15 protein-coding genes are annotated in these 15,753 nt (G+C 62.7%); 5 read left to right on the top strand and 10 right to left on the bottom strand.

The window, feature by feature from the left end:
* Nucleotides 1–42: 42 nt before the first annotated feature.
* Together LVY75_23895 and LVY75_23890 are read right to left on the bottom strand one after the other, a co-directional pair.
* Complete coding sequence (locus tag LVY75_23895; GenBank protein XAZ25813.1) at nucleotides 43–2,091, bottom strand: PAS domain-containing protein; 2,049 nt, start codon at nucleotides 2,089–2,091, stop codon at nucleotides 43–45.
* Nucleotides 2,084–3,592, bottom strand: coding sequence for an AAA family ATPase (locus LVY75_23890; protein ID XAZ21854.1), 1,509 nt, complete (start codon nucleotides 3,590–3,592; stop codon nucleotides 2,084–2,086). The genes LVY75_23895 and LVY75_23890 overlap by 8 nt, the downstream gene beginning before the upstream one ends.
* A gap of 165 nt (nucleotides 3,593–3,757) precedes the next feature.
* On the opposite strand from LVY75_23890, the gene LVY75_23885 reads away from it, so the two are divergent.
* A complete protein-coding gene (locus LVY75_23885; GenBank protein ID XAZ21853.1) occupies nucleotides 3,758–4,459 on the top strand; it encodes a class I SAM-dependent methyltransferase in 702 nt (233 codons plus the stop codon).
* Here LVY75_23885 and LVY75_23880 read toward each other — a convergent pair.
* From LVY75_23880 to LVY75_23850, 7 genes are all read right to left on the bottom strand, one after another.
* Nucleotides 4,431–5,228: an ABC transporter ATP-binding protein gene (locus tag LVY75_23880; GenBank protein XAZ21852.1), complete on the bottom strand. Its 798-nt coding sequence runs from the start codon at nucleotides 5,226–5,228 to the stop codon at nucleotides 4,431–4,433. The genes LVY75_23885 and LVY75_23880 overlap by 29 nt on opposite strands.
* Nucleotides 5,229–5,236: 8 nt before the next feature.
* Entirely contained in the window at nucleotides 5,237–6,271 is a 1,035-nt protein-coding gene (locus tag LVY75_23875) for an iron ABC transporter permease (GenBank protein ID XAZ21851.1), read from the bottom strand.
* Nucleotides 6,268–7,272, bottom strand: a complete 1,005-nt coding sequence (locus tag LVY75_23870) for an iron ABC transporter permease (protein ID XAZ25812.1) — start codon at nucleotides 7,270–7,272, stop codon at nucleotides 6,268–6,270. The genes LVY75_23875 and LVY75_23870 overlap by 4 nt, the downstream gene beginning before the upstream one ends.
* A gap of 19 nt (nucleotides 7,273–7,291) precedes the next feature.
* Nucleotides 7,292–8,260, bottom strand: coding sequence for an ABC transporter substrate-binding protein (locus tag LVY75_23865; GenBank protein XAZ21850.1), 969 nt, complete (start codon nucleotides 8,258–8,260; stop codon nucleotides 7,292–7,294).
* Between the two features lie 84 nt (nucleotides 8,261–8,344).
* Nucleotides 8,345–9,514, bottom strand: a complete 1,170-nt coding sequence (locus LVY75_23860) for a M20 family metallopeptidase (protein XAZ21849.1) — start codon at nucleotides 9,512–9,514, stop codon at nucleotides 8,345–8,347.
* Nucleotides 9,511–10,749: a Zn-dependent hydrolase gene (locus LVY75_23855; GenBank protein XAZ21848.1), complete on the bottom strand. Its 1,239-nt coding sequence runs from the start codon at nucleotides 10,747–10,749 to the stop codon at nucleotides 9,511–9,513. The genes LVY75_23860 and LVY75_23855 overlap by 4 nt, the downstream gene beginning before the upstream one ends.
* On the bottom strand, nucleotides 10,746–11,945 hold the full coding sequence (locus LVY75_23850) for a diaminopropionate ammonia-lyase (protein XAZ21847.1): 1,200 nt from the start codon (nucleotides 11,943–11,945) through the stop codon (nucleotides 10,746–10,748). The genes LVY75_23855 and LVY75_23850 overlap by 4 nt, the downstream gene beginning before the upstream one ends.
* A gap of 103 nt (nucleotides 11,946–12,048) precedes the next feature.
* Here LVY75_23850 and LVY75_23845 point away from each other — a divergent pair, with 103 nt between their 5' ends.
* Nucleotides 12,049–12,525 carry an Lrp/AsnC family transcriptional regulator gene (locus LVY75_23845; GenBank protein XAZ21846.1) on the top strand — a complete coding sequence of 159 codons (477 nt, stop codon included), beginning with the start codon at nucleotides 12,049–12,051 and terminating at the stop codon, nucleotides 12,523–12,525.
* 36 nt (nucleotides 12,526–12,561) lie between these two features.
* Here the strand turns inward: LVY75_23845 and LVY75_23840 are convergent, their stop codons facing one another.
* The gene (locus LVY75_23840) at nucleotides 12,562–13,398 is read right to left on the bottom strand and encodes a hypothetical protein (protein ID XAZ21845.1); all 837 of its coding nucleotides are present in this window, start codon (nucleotides 13,396–13,398) and stop codon (nucleotides 12,562–12,564) included.
* A 285-nt stretch (nucleotides 13,399–13,683) separates the two neighbouring features.
* On the opposite strand from LVY75_23840, the gene LVY75_23835 reads away from it, so the two are divergent.
* From LVY75_23835 to LVY75_23825, 3 genes are all read left to right on the top strand, one after another.
* A complete protein-coding gene (locus LVY75_23835; protein ID XAZ21844.1) occupies nucleotides 13,684–14,250 on the top strand; it encodes a helix-turn-helix transcriptional regulator in 567 nt (188 codons plus the stop codon).
* A gap of 68 nt (nucleotides 14,251–14,318) precedes the next feature.
* Entirely contained in the window at nucleotides 14,319–14,834 is a 516-nt protein-coding gene (locus LVY75_23830) for an AAA family ATPase (protein XAZ21843.1), read from the top strand.
* Nucleotides 14,835–14,936: 102 nt separating this feature from the next.
* A complete protein-coding gene (locus LVY75_23825; GenBank protein ID XAZ21842.1) occupies nucleotides 14,937–15,746 on the top strand; it encodes a pirin family protein in 810 nt (269 codons plus the stop codon).
* Nucleotides 15,747–15,753 lie beyond the last annotated feature (7 nt).

Raw genomic sequence — 15,753 nt, 5'->3', positions numbered from 1 at the left:
CTATTGAGCCATCCGGATTCGGTGCGCAAGATGCGCGTCGGCTCAGTGGGCGACCATCAGCTTGCCGATCTCCTGCGCAAGTTGATCCTGGGTGTAGGGCTTTCCGAGCTTGGCGACGTCGAGGTCCAGTCCGGGCGGGAGTTCGGCATAGCCGGATGCGATGAGGATCGGCAGGCCGGGGGCGATCGTGCGGGCGGCTTTGGCGAGGTCTCCGCCGGTCATGCCGGGCATGGAGTAATCGGTGATCATCAGATCGAAGTCCGCGCCGCTGCCCAGGCACTCGAGAGCTTCCTTGCCCGAGTGGGCCTCGACCACCTCATGGCCGAGATCGGTGAGCATATCGGCCGAACTCATGGCGATCAGGACATCGTCGTCGACGAGCAATATGCGCTTCGGGCCTGACAGCATGTCCGCGTCTGCGGGCATTGCCTCATCCGGCTCGGCGTGTACGCTGGCCGATGTGGAAACGGGCATCCAGAGTTCGGCCGTCGTGCCCTTGCCGGGCGCGCTTTCCAGTTTCAGGTCGCCCTTCAATTGCAGGGCGAGGCCATGGATCATCGAGAGGCCGAGCCCTGTTCCCTTTCCGAGTTCCTTTGTCGAAAAGAACGGTTCGATCGCCTTCTGCAGCGTTTCCTTGTCCATGCCATAGCCCTGGTCGGCGACGGTCAGGACGACGTAGCTGCCGGCGGCAAGTTCATCGGTCGGCGCAATCTGCTCCGCCTGCTTCAGCGCAATGCGGATCGTGCCCCCGTCCGGCATTGCGTCGCGGGCGTTGACGGCGAGATTGAGAAGGGCCAGTTCGATCTGGTTGGCATCGGCGGACACGAGAGGAAGATTTTCGGGAACCGTGGTTTCGATCACGATGGTGGAGCCGACGGAGCGCTTCAGCAGGTCCGTCATGCCGAGCACGAGGGTGCGCATGTCGACGGGGTCGATATGCAGGTCCTGCCGCCGGGCGAAGGCAAGCAGTCTCTGGGTGAGGGAGGCGCCACGTTTTGCCCCCTGCAGGGCGCCGTCGATCAGGCGGGCGGCCCTGATATCGTTTCCGACATATTTGCGCAGCAGTTCGAGATTGCCGAGCACGGCCATCAGCAGATTGTTGAAGTCGTGCGCAACGCCGCCCGTCAACTGGCCGATCGCCTCCATCTTCTGGGCCTGGCGAAGCTGTTCTTCGGCGCGTTCGCGCTGGCTGACTTCCGCCATGACCACGGCATGGGCCTGTTCCAGCTCACGCGTGCGCTCGGCGACCCTTTCCTCCAGTATTTCATTGATCTGGCGCTGATGTTCCTCCGCCTTCAGGCGCGCGGTGATATCGGCCGACACGCCCACAAGCTTGATGCCCTTGCCGGAGCGGTCCCGGTAGAGCTGTGCCCGGATTTCGGCCCAGTGGACGGAGCCATCCCTCCAGACCGTGCGATATTCGATCGAATAGTCCGCGCCGGTTTCAACGGTCCTGCTCACGGCCGCCTGCATGCGCTCCCTGTCGTCAGAGTGAATGGAACGCTGCAAATCCTCATAGGTGAAGGGTTCTTCGGGACGACGGCCGAAGATGGCCTTGCAGGTCGTCGATGTCGTCAGCACGCCTGAGGCAAGGTCGAGTTCCCATGCGCCCAGCCGTCCGGCTTCCAGCGCGGTCTGCAGCCGGCGCTCGCCTTCATCGAGGGCTTCCATGCGGGAGCGGGCCTCGAACTGTCGTCGCCGTCCGCGCATGGCGGAGCGGGCAACGCTGATGAAGGTGGTTGCGTGGAACGGGCGCTCGATGAAGCTGACATTGCCAAGGACTTCGGAAAGCCTGGCGGCTGCGGGATTGCGTTCCGGACCGCCGCCTCTGTTGGTCAGAATGATGAACGGCAGGTCGGACCAGCTCGGCTGCTCCTCGATCCAGGCGGAGATGGCGCGAAGGTCGGCTGATCGCAACGCCTCCTCGGTGGCAATGGCAAAGGCGACATTGTCATCGAGGCTTTCGACGAAGGAGGGAAGATCCGGCGCCGCTTTTGATTTAATACCCGCTTCCTGCAGAAGCGAAGCGGCAATCTGCGCATCACGCCCGATGGGGGCATGGATCAGGCCGATGGCTTCCCTGTTAGGAATTGTCCCCGTCCTCTTCTGACATTTCGAGAAGCGGCTGTCTTTCGCCGACAAATGTCGGAACGCCGCGAAGCACGCCCTGGAAGCCGGAAAGCGGCTCACCCAGAGTCAATCCGGCACCTGTGATCCGGAATTCCCTGATGGTCTCCTCATGTCTGCCGGTTCGTTTCTTGACGACGGAAATCGCCCGGCGCACCTTGCCCAGCGCCTCGAAATATCGCAGCAGCACCACGCTGTCAGCGAGATAGGTGACATCGACGGGCGACTTCATGTCGCCGACAAGGCCATGCTGGGCGACGGTGAGGAAGGTATTGGCACCCTGCCGGTTCAGATACTGAAGAAGCTCGTGCATGTGGAGGATGAGGGCGTTTTCCTCCGGCATCGACGCCTGATAGCCATTGACGCTGTCGATCACGACGGTCTTGGCATTGTAGCTTGCAACCCGGTCCCGGACACGCTGGGCAAATTCTCCGGGGGAAAGTTCGGCCGCATCCAGTTGCTCGATGTGGATCAACCCTTCGTCGCTCATCTTCTCAAGGTCGATGCCCATCGATTTTGTCCGCGTGAAGAGCAGTCCAAGCTCCTCATCAAAGATGAAAATCGCGGCCTTTTCGCCGCGTTTGACCGCCGCATCGACGAATTGCAGGGTAAACAGGCTTTTGCCGGTGCCGGCCGGGCCGATCAGCAGCGTGCTCGAGCCGCGCTCGATGCCGCCGCCCAGGAGGTCATCGAACTCCGGGATGCCGCTTGAGAGTGTCGTCCTCTCAAAGTCCGTCTTGTGCTCGATTGCGCGCAGACGCGGAAAGACCGCGACGCCGCCGGTCTTGATGATGAAATCGTGGTAACCACCGCGAAAGGACTGGCCGCGATATTTGATCACCCGCAGCCGCCGGCGCTCCGAGCCATAGTCGGGTGCCAGCTGTTCCAGATGAATCACGCCGTGAACGACGCTGTGGACGGTCTTGTCGAGATTGTCCGACGTCATGTCGTCGAGGAGCAGGACCGTGGCGTCCGACCGGGAGAAGAAATGCTTCAGCGCAAGGATCTGACGGCGGTAGCGTAGCGAGCTCTGGGCGAGGAGCCTGATTTCCGAGAGGCTGTCGATAACGACCCTTTGCGGCCTAATCCGCTCGAAGGCCTCGAAGATCAGCTTGGTGGTTTCGCCCAGCTCCAGGTCCGACGAATAGAGAAGGCTCTGCTGCTGGTCGGCATCGAGCAGGCTCTCAGGCGGCACGAGCTCGAAGATTTCGATGCCGTCGCCAAGCTCCATTCCATGCGAGGCGGCGCTGTCGCGCAACTCTTCCTCGGTCTCGGAAAGACTTATGTAGAGACAGCGCTCGTTCAGGATCGCGCCTTCAAGCAAAAATTGCAGCGCAATCGTTGTTTTTCCAGTGCCGGGCGAACCCTCCAGCAGGAATACATGCCGACGTGTAAATCCGCCGACCAGTACATCATCCAGACCTTCTACGCCGGTCTTCGCCTTCTTGCTCAAAACTTGGTCCATACTGTCTCCTAAATCAGTCAGGGAATTAGGGCAGCAGGTGTGAGGAACAAGGCTGCTGATAACGTTGGCGCGAAACGTCATTCGAGCCGGAGTGGGTACCGACCTTTTCACACCGTCTTCGCCGCTTTATGAACCTCGCATCGAATGAAACGCGTCGGAGAAACAATGAGCAATGATGTCCGCAAAACCATAACCACCTGGTATGTCGATCCCGACGCAGAAGATCGGATGGCGGATGGGCATGCGCCGATCTGGCGACACCTCATCGACATCATCACCGAGCGTGACCTTTCGGAAAAAAGCGTTCTCGATTTCGGCTGCAATCAGGGCGGTCTGCTGCGGCACCTCTATGCCATCCGCCCGTTTCGCAAGGCGCTGGGCATCGATATCGCCGAGCAGTCGGTCGCCAAGGCCGAAGCGCTCAAGGGCAACCTTCCTGTACAGCATGCGGTCGGCGGAACACTTGACGGATGGGTGGAGGAATTCGATCTGGCGATCAGCCACGAAGTCATCTACCTCGTCGAGGACATCGATGCGCACGCTGCCGATATCTGGAAGTCGCTCAAGCCGGGTGGCGTCTATTATGCGGTGACCGGGTGCCATACCGACAATCCACTTTGGCCGAAATGGCGTGAGCTTGTCGCCAAGCGGACGAACACGGTGGTGCAGGATCGCTCGATCACCGACTACGGACGCGCATTTGCCAAGGCTGGCTTCCAGGTTTCCGGCAGGAAGCTGGAATATGACGGTTTCATCCCCTTCGTCGAGGATGGCTGGACACCCGATTTTGCCGATGCGCTGGATTACTACACCCAGACCAAGATCGTCTTCCGGCTCGTCAAGCGCCCGGACGGGCGAGCCGCGTAAGTTCGACGTCGAAATGCGGCGGCTTGTCGGGATCGACCTCGACGAACCGCCCTTTGACCCGGAACGTTTTTTCGATCAGGCCGCTTTCTGCGAGCGCTCTCGGCTCACCATCGAAACGCAATTCTCCCCGCTCGAGAAGTGAAATGCGGTCGCTGACGGCGATCGCCTGATTGATGTCGTGGATCGCCATGACGATCGTGACGCCCTTTTCCCGGCTGAGGCGGTGGATGAGATCGAGGATCTCCACCTGATAACCGATGTCGAGGAAGGAGGTTGGCTCATCGAGGAGCAGGATGCCGGCTTCCTGCGCAAGGGCCGCCGATATCCATGCCCGCTGGCGCTCGCCTCCGGACAATTCCCGCAGTGCCCTGTCCGCCAGGCTCGTCAGGCCGGTGCTGTCGAGCGCCCATTCGATGGCCTTTTCGTCCTTGCCGTCATAAGAGCGAAACAGGCCGACATGGGAAAACCGGCCCTGGCGCACGAGCTGCGCAATGGTCATTTCGTCAGGGGCCGAAGGCTGCTGCGGCAGGAAGGCAAGCTTCCGGGCGATGGCGCGCCGTGACATCGAAGCGACCGACAGATCCTCGATCGCGGCAGATCCTTCTGCCGGTTTGATCAATCCGGCGAGCGCTTGCAGCGCGGTGCTCTTGCCTGAGCCATTGGGACCGATCAGCGCGCGGATTTCGCCTTTTTCCATGGAGAGGCGAAATCCGCTGAGCGCCTTACGGCGGCCGTAGAAAACAGATAGTTGCGAACAGCTCAGCGGCATGGGCGATCTCAGGGAACTTTGCGGAGAAGGGCAAGAAGAACGGGCACGCCGAGGATTGCGGTGACCACGCCGATCGGGATTTCTTCGGCGCCCCCGACGAGGCGGCCAACGAGATCGCCGAGCGTGACGAGAACCGCGCCGAGGACGATCGTCAGGGGAATGACCAGCGGGAAATGGCGTCCGGCCAGGAAGCGGGCGAGGTGGGGGACGACAAGCCCGATGAAGATGATGGGGCCGACTGCGCCGACCGCGCTTGCCGCAAGAGCGCAGGACACCAGAAGCACCAGGGAGAATTGCCTGCGGTAGGAAAGGCCGAAGGAAGCGGCGACCGAGGCATCCAGTTGCAGCAGGACCAGTGGGCGATAGATCAAGGGCAGGACGGCAAGGCCTGCTATCGTGAACGGCAGGAGAAAGAGCGCGTGATCCCAGGTGCGGGCATAGAGACTGCCCGAGAGCCATTCGAGAATGATTTCTATCCTCGCCGAACCCCAGCCTGCGATCAATCCAATGGCGAGCGCATGCAGAACCGCTCCGATCGCAATGCCGCAGAGGGTGATCCGGAGGGGGCTGAGATCGAGCCGGAAGGCCAGCAGATAAATGATCCCGCCTGCCGCCAGACCGCCGGCCAGGCCGGCCGCCGGCAGCCATGCGATCGGCAGTTCGGCGAGCGTGTTCGAGCCCGGTTCGAAAATATAGACGGTGAACAGCAGGAATATCGTCACCGTCAGCGTCGCGCCCTGCGAGACACCCATCAGGGAAGGGTCTGCAAGAGGGTTCCGGGTGATGGTTTGCAGCAGGAGGCCCGCGACGGCGAACTGAATGCCCGCCAATATGCCGGTGACGATCCGCGGCAGGCGGATTTCGATGATGATCGAACGGGCTTCCGGGGACCCATGTCCGCTCAGGGCGGCGGCGATATCTGCGGCTGGAATATCCACCACGCCCAGAAAGACCGCGGCGACGAGAGACAGGACGACAAGCGCAAGGCCTGATGGCAGCAGCCAGGCGGCCGATCGGGTCTGTGCCGGGGACGCCATGATCATGCGACATCCCGCTGGAAGTCGAGGCGGCCGCGCTGGATCAGGTAGACGAAGACCGGCCCGCCAAGGAGCGCGGTGATGATGCCGACCGGCAATTCCTTGGGAATGGCGATCGTTCGAGCAACCAGATCCGCGCAGGTCACGATAAATGCTCCAGTTGCCGCCGTGAGCGCGATCTCCCAGATCGTGCCCTGCGGCTTGAGAAGACGAGCGATGTGCGGGGCGGCAAGGCCGACGAAGGCGACCGGGCCGGCCACCGGAGCGACGCCGGCCACGGGACAGATTGCGAGAACAAGCAGGACCGGCTTCCAGACGTCGAGCTGCAGACCCATGGCCGCGGCCGCGTGTTCGCTCAGCGCAAACATGGCGATGACCCGGTGCAGCAATAGGGCTCCGACAACGCCGACGCCGATCCACGGCAGCATATGGATGAGGTGCGACCATGTGCGGCCCTGGAAGCCTCCTGATAACCAGAAGAGAAGGGCGGTCGACTGCGGCCCTGCGAGCAGCAGGACATAGATCGTGATTGCGCCAAGGAAGAGCGAAACGCTGACGCCGCCGAGCGCAAGGTGCAGCGGGCGTCCGTTGCCGCCTCTGGCCACCCAGAAGGTGACGGAAGCAGCAGCCAGTCCGCCGGCGAGGCCAACCAGGGGGTAATAGGCAGACGAGATCCAGGGCAGGAGAACGAAGCACCCGACGATCGGCGCGACAGCGCCCGCAGTGACGCCGGTAATGCCGGGATCGGCGAGCGGATTGCGCGTCAGCGACTGCAGAAGGTAGCCCGACACGGCAAGACCTGTGCCCGCGACGGCGGCTGCAAGGCTGCGCGGCAATCTCAGGGTCCAGACGAGGATCGAGTCGATCTTTGCATCCGGGGCAAAGAGCGCGCGCAGCACAGTATCGAAGGAGAGCATCTTTGCGCCCGGCAGCAAGCCAGCGAGCACAATCAGCAGTGTCGCGGCGACGACGAACCCAATGGCAAAAGAGGATTTGCGAGCGTTCATCGTCGTCGCGATCAATCGGTTATCTCTGTGCTTCGGCCGGAATGATCCTGGCGGCTTCCGCCCGCACGTCGACTGCCGGGAACGTCTCCGGATAGAGGTAGTGAGCCGCCTCGCGCAGCACGACCTCGCGCGCGATCGGGCCGTTCGTTTCGACCCACTGGTCGCCGACATAGAACACCCGCTTGTTCTTCACGGCAGTCAATTCCTGCCAGATCGGGTTGTTTTCATGCGGCCGGTCGGGACCTGAATCGTAGATGAAGAGGACTTCCGGATTCTTCTCCAGCATGGTTTCCAGGCTGAGATCGATGCCGAACTCACCACCCGGCGTCATGTTGCCGGCGATATTGTCGCCTCCAATGGCTGCCAGGATCGAAGCGGAGGTGTTTTCGGTGTGGAACGCGAACGGCGTTTCGCCGCCCCACATGATCGCGAAACGAGGATGGACATCCTTGGGGGCTTTGGCGGTATAGTCCGCGAGATGTTCCCGGAATTGCTTGTTCAACTGAACGCCGCGCTCCGGGTTGCCGAGGATTTTCGAAAGCTCGGCGATCTCGCGATCGCTGCCATCAAGCAGTTCCATATTGTAGGCGACATAGGGGGCGATCTTATCGAGCTGCGGCGCGTTGCCCACCGTGTAGCGGCGGATAGCCACGATCAGGTCGGGCTTTGCTTCGGACAGAAGCTCGAGATTGGGTTTTGCCCGCTGGCCGATCTGCTTCATGCCGGCAGTCATGCCGAGAAGGAAGTCCGGCTCGCGCCCTTTTGTCATGTAGGTGCTGGCCACGGGCTTGATGCCGAGAGCAAGGGCGACGTCATCCGCGAAATAGGAAATTGCCGCGATCCGCTTGGGCTGGACCGGAACCTCGACCTTGACGCCACGGTCGTCGATTACAGAGATGGTCTTACCATCCTCAGCGAATACGGGGGCACTCGCCATCGCGGACAAGAGGCCGATGAGAGTTGCGAATTTCCGGACGTTGGTGGCCATTGCGTATCCTCCACAGACTAGGCGGAGTCGCTTTAGGCGTTAAAGAAGAGTTCTGCAATCCACTTTTAGATCCGACGCCGACAATTATTTCGGGTCAGCATGTGAAAGGCGGCGGCGGACGATGCTCGCGTGCAACCTTGCACCGTGGAGCAGCCCGTCATCATTGAAATCGAAGGTCGGATTGTGCAGCGGTGCGGAATCCTCGCCATTGCCGAGGAAGACGTAGCAGCCGGGTGCCAGGCCAAGGAAACGGGCGAAATCCTCCGAAGCCGTCATCGGTTCCTTCCGGATCTCGATGCTGTCGGGATCGAAGACGTCGCGGGCGGCGGCGAGCGCCTCTTCGGCAAGGGCGGGGTCGTTCAGCAGAGGAACGAACTCCCGTGTGTAGGTGATCTCGGCAGAGAGGTTGTAGGTGAGCGCTGTGCCTTCGGCGATCACACGCATCTGCTTTTCGATTTCGGCGCTGACATCGGGGTGGAAGCTCCTTGCGTCGCCGAAGATGCGGGCAAGGCCGGGCAGGGCATTGCGGGTGCCGTCGGTCAGGAGTTCGGTGACGGAAACGACGCCGATATCGGTGGGGTCGAGGCGGCGAGAGACGATGGTCTGCAGGTTCATGACCAGTGCGCAGGCGGCAACCAGGACTTCGTTCGTGGCGTTCGGGCGGGCGGCATGGCCGCCGGTGCCCTTGAGCACGATTTCGAAATTGTCTTCCGCCGACATGAGGGCGCCCGGGCGCGTCTGGAAATGGCCGACGGGCAGGCCCGGCAGGTTGTGGATGCCGTAGATCTCGTCGAAGGGGAAGCGTTCGAAAATCCCGTCCTCGATCATGGCGAGCGCGCCCTTGCCCCATTCCTCCGCGGGCTGGAAGATGAAGCGCACCGTGCCGTCGAAACCGCCGTCTTCGGCAAGCATTCTGGCCGCACCGAGCAGCATGGCGGTGTGGCCGTCATGGCCGCAGGCATGCATGACGCCGGGATTGCGGGAAGCATGGGGCCGGTCTGCCTGTTCGGGGATGCGGAGCGCATCCATATCGGCTCTGAGCGCAATCGAGCGGTTGCCGCTGCCGCGCTTCAGGGTGCCGACGACGCCGGTGCCGCCGATCCCTTCGGCGACATCGTCGAGGCCGAATTCGCGGAGCTTTTCGGCGACGAAGGCCGAGGTCTGCTTCTCCTCGAAGCCGAATTCCGGATAGGCATGGAGATGGCGTCTCCATGCGCGCATGTCGGCGGCCAGTCGGTCGAGATCCATAGTCATTTCTCCTCCGTCAGGCTGGTGACGACATCGAGCAGGATGTCGGCGCCGGCGACAAGATCATCATTTTCGGTGAATTCCCTGGGATTGTGGCTGATGCCGCCCTTGCTCGGCACGAAGATCATGGCCGATGGCGCGATGCGGGCGATCATCTGGGCATCGTGGCCGGCACCTGAGGTCATGCGCCTGCAGGGGAGAGCACGCGCTCGGGCGGCGGTCTCGATCGCGGCGACGATCCGCTCGTCGAATTTGACCGGCTCGAAGCGGGCAAGCCGCTGCACGGAGATTGCGACCTGCTCTTCGGCCGACAGGCTTTCGAGGAAGCGGGCAAGGGCTGCCTCTTCCTCCCGCAGCCGGTCCTCGTCCGGATCGCGCAGGTCGACCGTGAAAATCGCCTTCGAGGGGATGACGTTGATGGCGTTCGGCTGGAATTCCATGCAGCCGACGGTCGCGACCGTCGGCGTGTTCGATGCCATTGCCCGCTCGCGCAGGAAGGTGATGACGCGGGCGCTCGCATGGCCGGCATCGCGCCGCATGGTCATCGGTGTGGTGCCGGCGTGGTTGGCGTCGCCCTCGATCGTCACGCGCTGCCATGAAATGCCCTGCAGGTTTTCGACTGCGCCGAGGGACAAACCCTCGCGCTCCAGAACCGGACCCTGCTCGATATGGAGTTCGATATAGGCATATGGCGTGAGGAAACCCGGTTTCCTGTCGCCCGCATAGCCGATGCGCTTCAGCTCGTCACCGAGCAGTGACCCGTCCGTTCCCGTGGTCGCCAGCGCTGTCTCCGCATCGAGCCCGCCGGCATAGACGAGCGAGCCCATCATATCGGGCGCATAGCGTACGCCTTCCTCATTGGTGAAGGCGGCAAGGGCGATGGGGCGGGACGGCGCAAAGCCCGATGCCTTCAGCGTTTCGATGACTTCGAGGGCCGAGAGCACGCCGTAACAGCCGTCATAGATGCCGGCGTCGATGACGGTATCTATATGCGAGCCGAGCAGAAGCGGGGCGCGATCCTGCGTGCCATCGGGCACCCAGATACCGAAGATATTGCCGATCCGGTCGATGGCGAGCTCCAGTCCGGCGGCTTCGATCCAGGCGACGAGACGATCGCGGCCAAGTTTGTCCGCGTCGGAGGCGGCAAGGCGCACCAGCCTGCCATCCGCATCGCGGCCGATCGCGCCGAGTTCGGCAAGCCGGCCTAGGAGCCTCGATGCATCAATGGATGTCTTGCTCATTCCGCACCTCGCGACAGGACCGCATCCGGCGAGCGTCCGACGATTTCCTGATATCGGCCGGGATCGGTGGCGCCTTCCGTGTTCACCACGAAGATGCGCGAATCCGGGCCAAGGGAAAGGGCGGATTTCGCCGCAGGGTCGGCGAGCGCTTTCAGGAGACCGGCAAGGCCGACACCACCACTTTCGCCGGCGACGATGGCAGGATCTCCATCCAAGGGCTCGGCAAGCCGGCGCATGACGGAGACCGCGTCTTCCTCTTCGACGGTCATGAAAGCATCGGCGGTGCGTGAGAGGATGCGCCAGGCGACAAGCGAGGGCTCGTAGCATTCCAGCATCGCCATGACCGTCGGTTCGCCATGGGCAATGGTGACGGGATGGCCGGCGCGCGCGGTTTCGAACAGGCAGGCGGCGCGGGCGGGATCGACGACGGTGAAGACCGGACGCTGTGCGTCGAGCGCGATCGCCAGATGGCCGGCGACGGCAGCGGCGATGCCGCCGACGCCGGACTGGATGAAGACATGGGTCGGCGGCTGCGGCATCTGTTTCAGCGCTTCGCGCACCAGGGCGATATAGCCCTGCATGACGAGACCGGGGATACGCTCATAGCCGGGCCAGGACGTGTCGGACACGACGGTCCAGCCGCGTTCTTTTGCGACGCGGGCGGCTTGCCTGACAGAATCGTCATAGCTGCCATCGACCCGGATCATCTCGGCGCCGAAGCGGGCGATTGCGGCGACGCGTTCGTCGCTGACGCCGGCATGGACGAAAATTGCAGCGCGCGCGCCGACAAGGGCTGCGCCCTGGGCGACCGAGCGGCCGTGATTGCCATCGGTAGCGCAGGCGAAGGTCATGGTCTCCGCGAGTTTTCGCAGGTCCGGGGCATGCAGGTCGGCCATCTCGACCTTGCGTCCGAGCTTTGCTTCCGCCGCTTCCAGAACGAGGCGGATGACGGCATAGGCACCGCCGAGCGCCTTGAAACTGCCGAGCCCGAGCCGCTTTCCCTCATCCTTCACATGGATCGCAGCGACGCCTGACGCGGCGGCAAGCGCCGGCAGGGAGACGAGCGGCGTTGGCGCATTGTCGTCGCGATAGCGCAGGTGGTCTTCGACGGCCGCGGCAGCGGCAATGCCCAGTGTCTCCGCGTCCGCCGCTTCAAGCGGATGTCGATAATCGCTTGTCGTGTTGAGAATGAACATGAAGGCCTCGCTTGCTTCCCGCATGGAAACATATTGCAGAGCGAGCGAAAAATGCGCTGATATTGAAGGGCGTTTTTGCAAGTTTGTTTCATGAGGGATGCCCATGCCTGTCTCTTCGATATCAGCGCTCGATGCCTTCGACCGCAAGATCCTCGAGATCCTCCAGCGCGACAATACCACGCCGCAAAGGACGATCGGCGAGGCCGTCAACCTGTCGGCGCCGTCAGTGCAGCGGCGCATCAAGCGGATGACGGAGGAAGGCGTGATCAGGGCCAATATCGCCGTGCTCGATCCCGCCGCCGTCGGGCAGGCCATCACCATTTTCGTCGAGATCGAGGTCATCAGCGAAACGGCCGAGCAGATCGAAGCGGCGAAGCGGGAATTCGCCGCCGCTCCGGAAATCCAGCAGTGTTATTACGTGACCGGCGAGGCCGACTTCGTGCTCGTCATCGTCGTGCCCTCGATGGCCGATTACGAGGCGCTGACGCGGCGCCTGTTCTTCGGCAACAACAATGTGAAGCGGTTTCGCACGTTCGTCGCCATGGACAGGATCAAGGTGGGCCTCAGCGTTCCTGTCTGAGGGCCTCCGGGCTTGAGGCCCGGAGATATTTCGCCGTCACACGGCAAGGGCAGCCGCATTCCGCGTACGCCTCAGCAATTGGCGCAGTGAAAGCGCATGCAGGACGAGAGAGGTGGGCACGGTGAAGGCCGGAATTATGGCGGTGGGGTAGGTCCCGGTCGTCAGGTTGGGATGATCGAGGGCGAGCTGCTGCAGGGGGCCGGGCGTCGTGAGGGCGCCGAGCGTGACTGCGACGACGAGATCGGCCATGCCGAAGAGATTCCAGAACAGAGCCGCCCGGGCGCTGCCTGGCCGGCCGCTTGCAAGCAATACGGCTGTCGGCAAGGCCATCAGGCCGGTGATCACATCACCTGTGCCGGCAGGAAGGGCAAACACGCCCGGCGCCGTGCCGGCCAGCCAGTTGGCGAAGAACACGCCGCCGATCACCCTGTAGGCCTGCAGGCCGATCAGCCAGCTGGCGGGCATGGCGTCGAGCAGCAAACCGATCCGGTCCGAGCGCGACAGGATCGTGATGACGACCGTCGTCGGCACCACGATCATCAGCGGCAGCAACGGGATTGAAATTGCTCCCGGCAGGAGTAGGCCATCGGCGACAATGATCCAGGCCGCGCCGTGCCATAGGGTGAGCGGAACTGCGATCGCCAGCCAGGTCCACGTCCGCTCCGACGTGGTGAGGGCGGTGCGCGACAATGCTGCCCAGGTTCCGCCGAGCACGATGAGATGGACTGCGATGCGCGCGACGAAGATGGACAGGTCCGAGCGCTGAAGCTCCGGTATTGCGACAAGGGCAGCGAACCAGAGGGCTGTTGCCGCCGCGCTGCCGGCAAATGCAAACGTCGGGGTAATGGAGGTTGGGGTTGAGTTCGGCGCCAATGTGAGATCCTCCCGTTTTGGCAAAACCGGTGATGTGTTGCAGCGACCCGGCTCGATCTCGATCGGGCATCGGCCCGCATGGCTGCGGTCAATGGGCGCGTGTCACTCGCCAATGACGTTTATAACTCTTATAATAAGAGTTATTGTGCGGCAAGCGGTTTGCCGGTCCGGTTCGTCGCGGGCGTCGTGGCTGTCGAGCTTTCTTGAAACGGACATTCCGGCAAACTAGTGTGGCTCTCATGATGAGAGGTGCCGGCAATTACGCGGGTGCCGGGAAAGGGTCCGATGCGGTCGAAGGGTTTCGATGGAATGGTGTGCTCGATTGCCGGCGTCATGGCGGCGATCGGCGATCGGTGGGGCTTGCTGATCCTGCGCGATCTCGTCTGCGGTCTCACCCGCTATGAGGATTTTCGCCAGTCGTCGGGCGTGACCAATGCGACGCTCAGTGACCGGCTGAAGCACCTGGAAGCCAATGGCCTCATCGAGCGGCGGCGCTATCAGGTGAACCCGGAACGGTTTGAATACCTCCTGACCCGAAAGGGCTGGCAGATCGCGCCCATCATGCCGGTGCTCGCCCAGATTGGCGACAGCCTGGGTATGTCAGGTGCTTCGGGACCGCCCATGACCTTCGTCAATCGCAAGACGGGCGCTGAGATTCGCTGGGGGTTCATCGATCAGAAAACCGGCGAGGCGGTGAGCCCGGTGGATCTCGAGATCAGGGAAGGCGATGGTGCGGATGACGCCGTTCGCTGGCGATTGTCCCACGCTGCGGACCGTCGCCAGGCCCTGGACGATATTCTTGCTGCCTCGGGTGAGGCAACGAAGGGGCAACCGCAGAAGCCTGCGAGGTAGGCGCGGTTCCCGATTGGGATCGACGATCGAATTCACGCGGTTCATCAGCAAGCGGGAGGTGCCTATTCATGCTGATCATTTTCGGTGGTTTGCCGGGGTCGGGAAAGACGACGATTGCGCGTGCCCTGGCGAGGGAGCTTGGGGCGGTCCATCTGCGTATCGACACGATCGAGCAGGCCATACGGGCATCGGACATGTTGAGATCGGAGGTCGGCCCGGCAGGCTACATGGTCGGATACGGGCTCGCCGAAGACAATCTCACGCTAGGCAAGATTGTCGTGGCGGACTCGGTCAATCCCCTGAAGGTGACCCGGGATGCCTGGCTGTCGGTTGCGGCGAAATCGGGCGTGCCGGCCATCGAGATCGAAATCGTCTGCTCGGACCGGGATGAGCATCGCCGACGGGCGGAGACGCGTGCAAGCGATGTTCCGGGGCTGAGAAAGCCGAGCTGGGAAGAGATCGTCACACGCGACTATGAGGATTGGGGCGCAAGCCCGATCGTGATCGACACTGCGAAGCAGAGTCCGGATCAAGCGGTTGCCGAACTGATATCAAGGCTTGGAGCGGGCCGACATCCGCAATAATGGCGGGACCTGCGCCCGCCAGGAGCCTGCTTCATTGACCTTGAACGGCGTCCGGGCGCTAATGGACCGGTATCGTCACCGCCTGCAGGCAAGGAGGATGCGATGCTGCTCAAGGGCGAACGAACCTTTGTCGTGCGCGACGCGGGAGGGTTTGTGGCGCATGTCAACATGCCCGGATGGATAAAGCCTAAGCCTGGGGACCATGGCCACGGGCCGCTGGCGATGGTGGTCGAGTCCATCCTGCATCCGGGCCGGCGCGTTGCCATGCACGAGCATCGCAACGACGAAATCATCTCCTGGGTGCCTGAAGGCGTCATGCGCCATGAAGACAAGGCGCGGGGCCGGCTGGTATGCGACAGCGGGCACCTGATGGTCATGAATGCCGGCCGTGGCTTCTGGCATTCCGAGGAGACGCTGGCCTCCGATCCGCCGCTGCGCATGCTGCAGATCCTGGTGCGGCCCGATGCAGTCGACCTCGAACCCGGCATCCAGTATGGGGCAGCGCCTGACGGCGCGCCCAATTGCTGGCGGCACCTTGTCGGGCCGGAAGGCGGCGATGCGCCGTTCTTCGTTCGCAACCGGATCGACTTCTTCGATATCCGGCTGGGGGCGGGCATGCGGGTGGAGTTCCCCCATAAGCAGGGGTGCGACCTGTATTTCTACGTGTTCAGCGGCGCGGTTCTCGCCGGCGGGCAGGCCTTTGGCGAAGGCGAGCAGGGGCTGCTGCTGTCGGACGAAGTTTTGAAGGCAGAGGCGGCGAGCGACTGCGTGATGGTGGCCTTCCTGATCGATCCACGAGCGCCTGTCACGCGGCATGGCACGGTGGCCGACACCAGGAAGATCCCGCCGCCCATCGTGATCCGTATCGTGAAACGGTGGAAAGGGTTGAAGCGGTTCTGGCGGCTGGGGTGAGGATCGC

Source organism: Sinorhizobium sp. B11, from assembly GCA_039725955.1.
GTDB lineage: Bacteria > Pseudomonadota > Alphaproteobacteria > Rhizobiales > Rhizobiaceae > Rhizobium.
The sequence above is the reverse complement of the archived record's forward strand: the minus strand, read 5'-3'. Positions and strand labels throughout refer to the sequence as shown.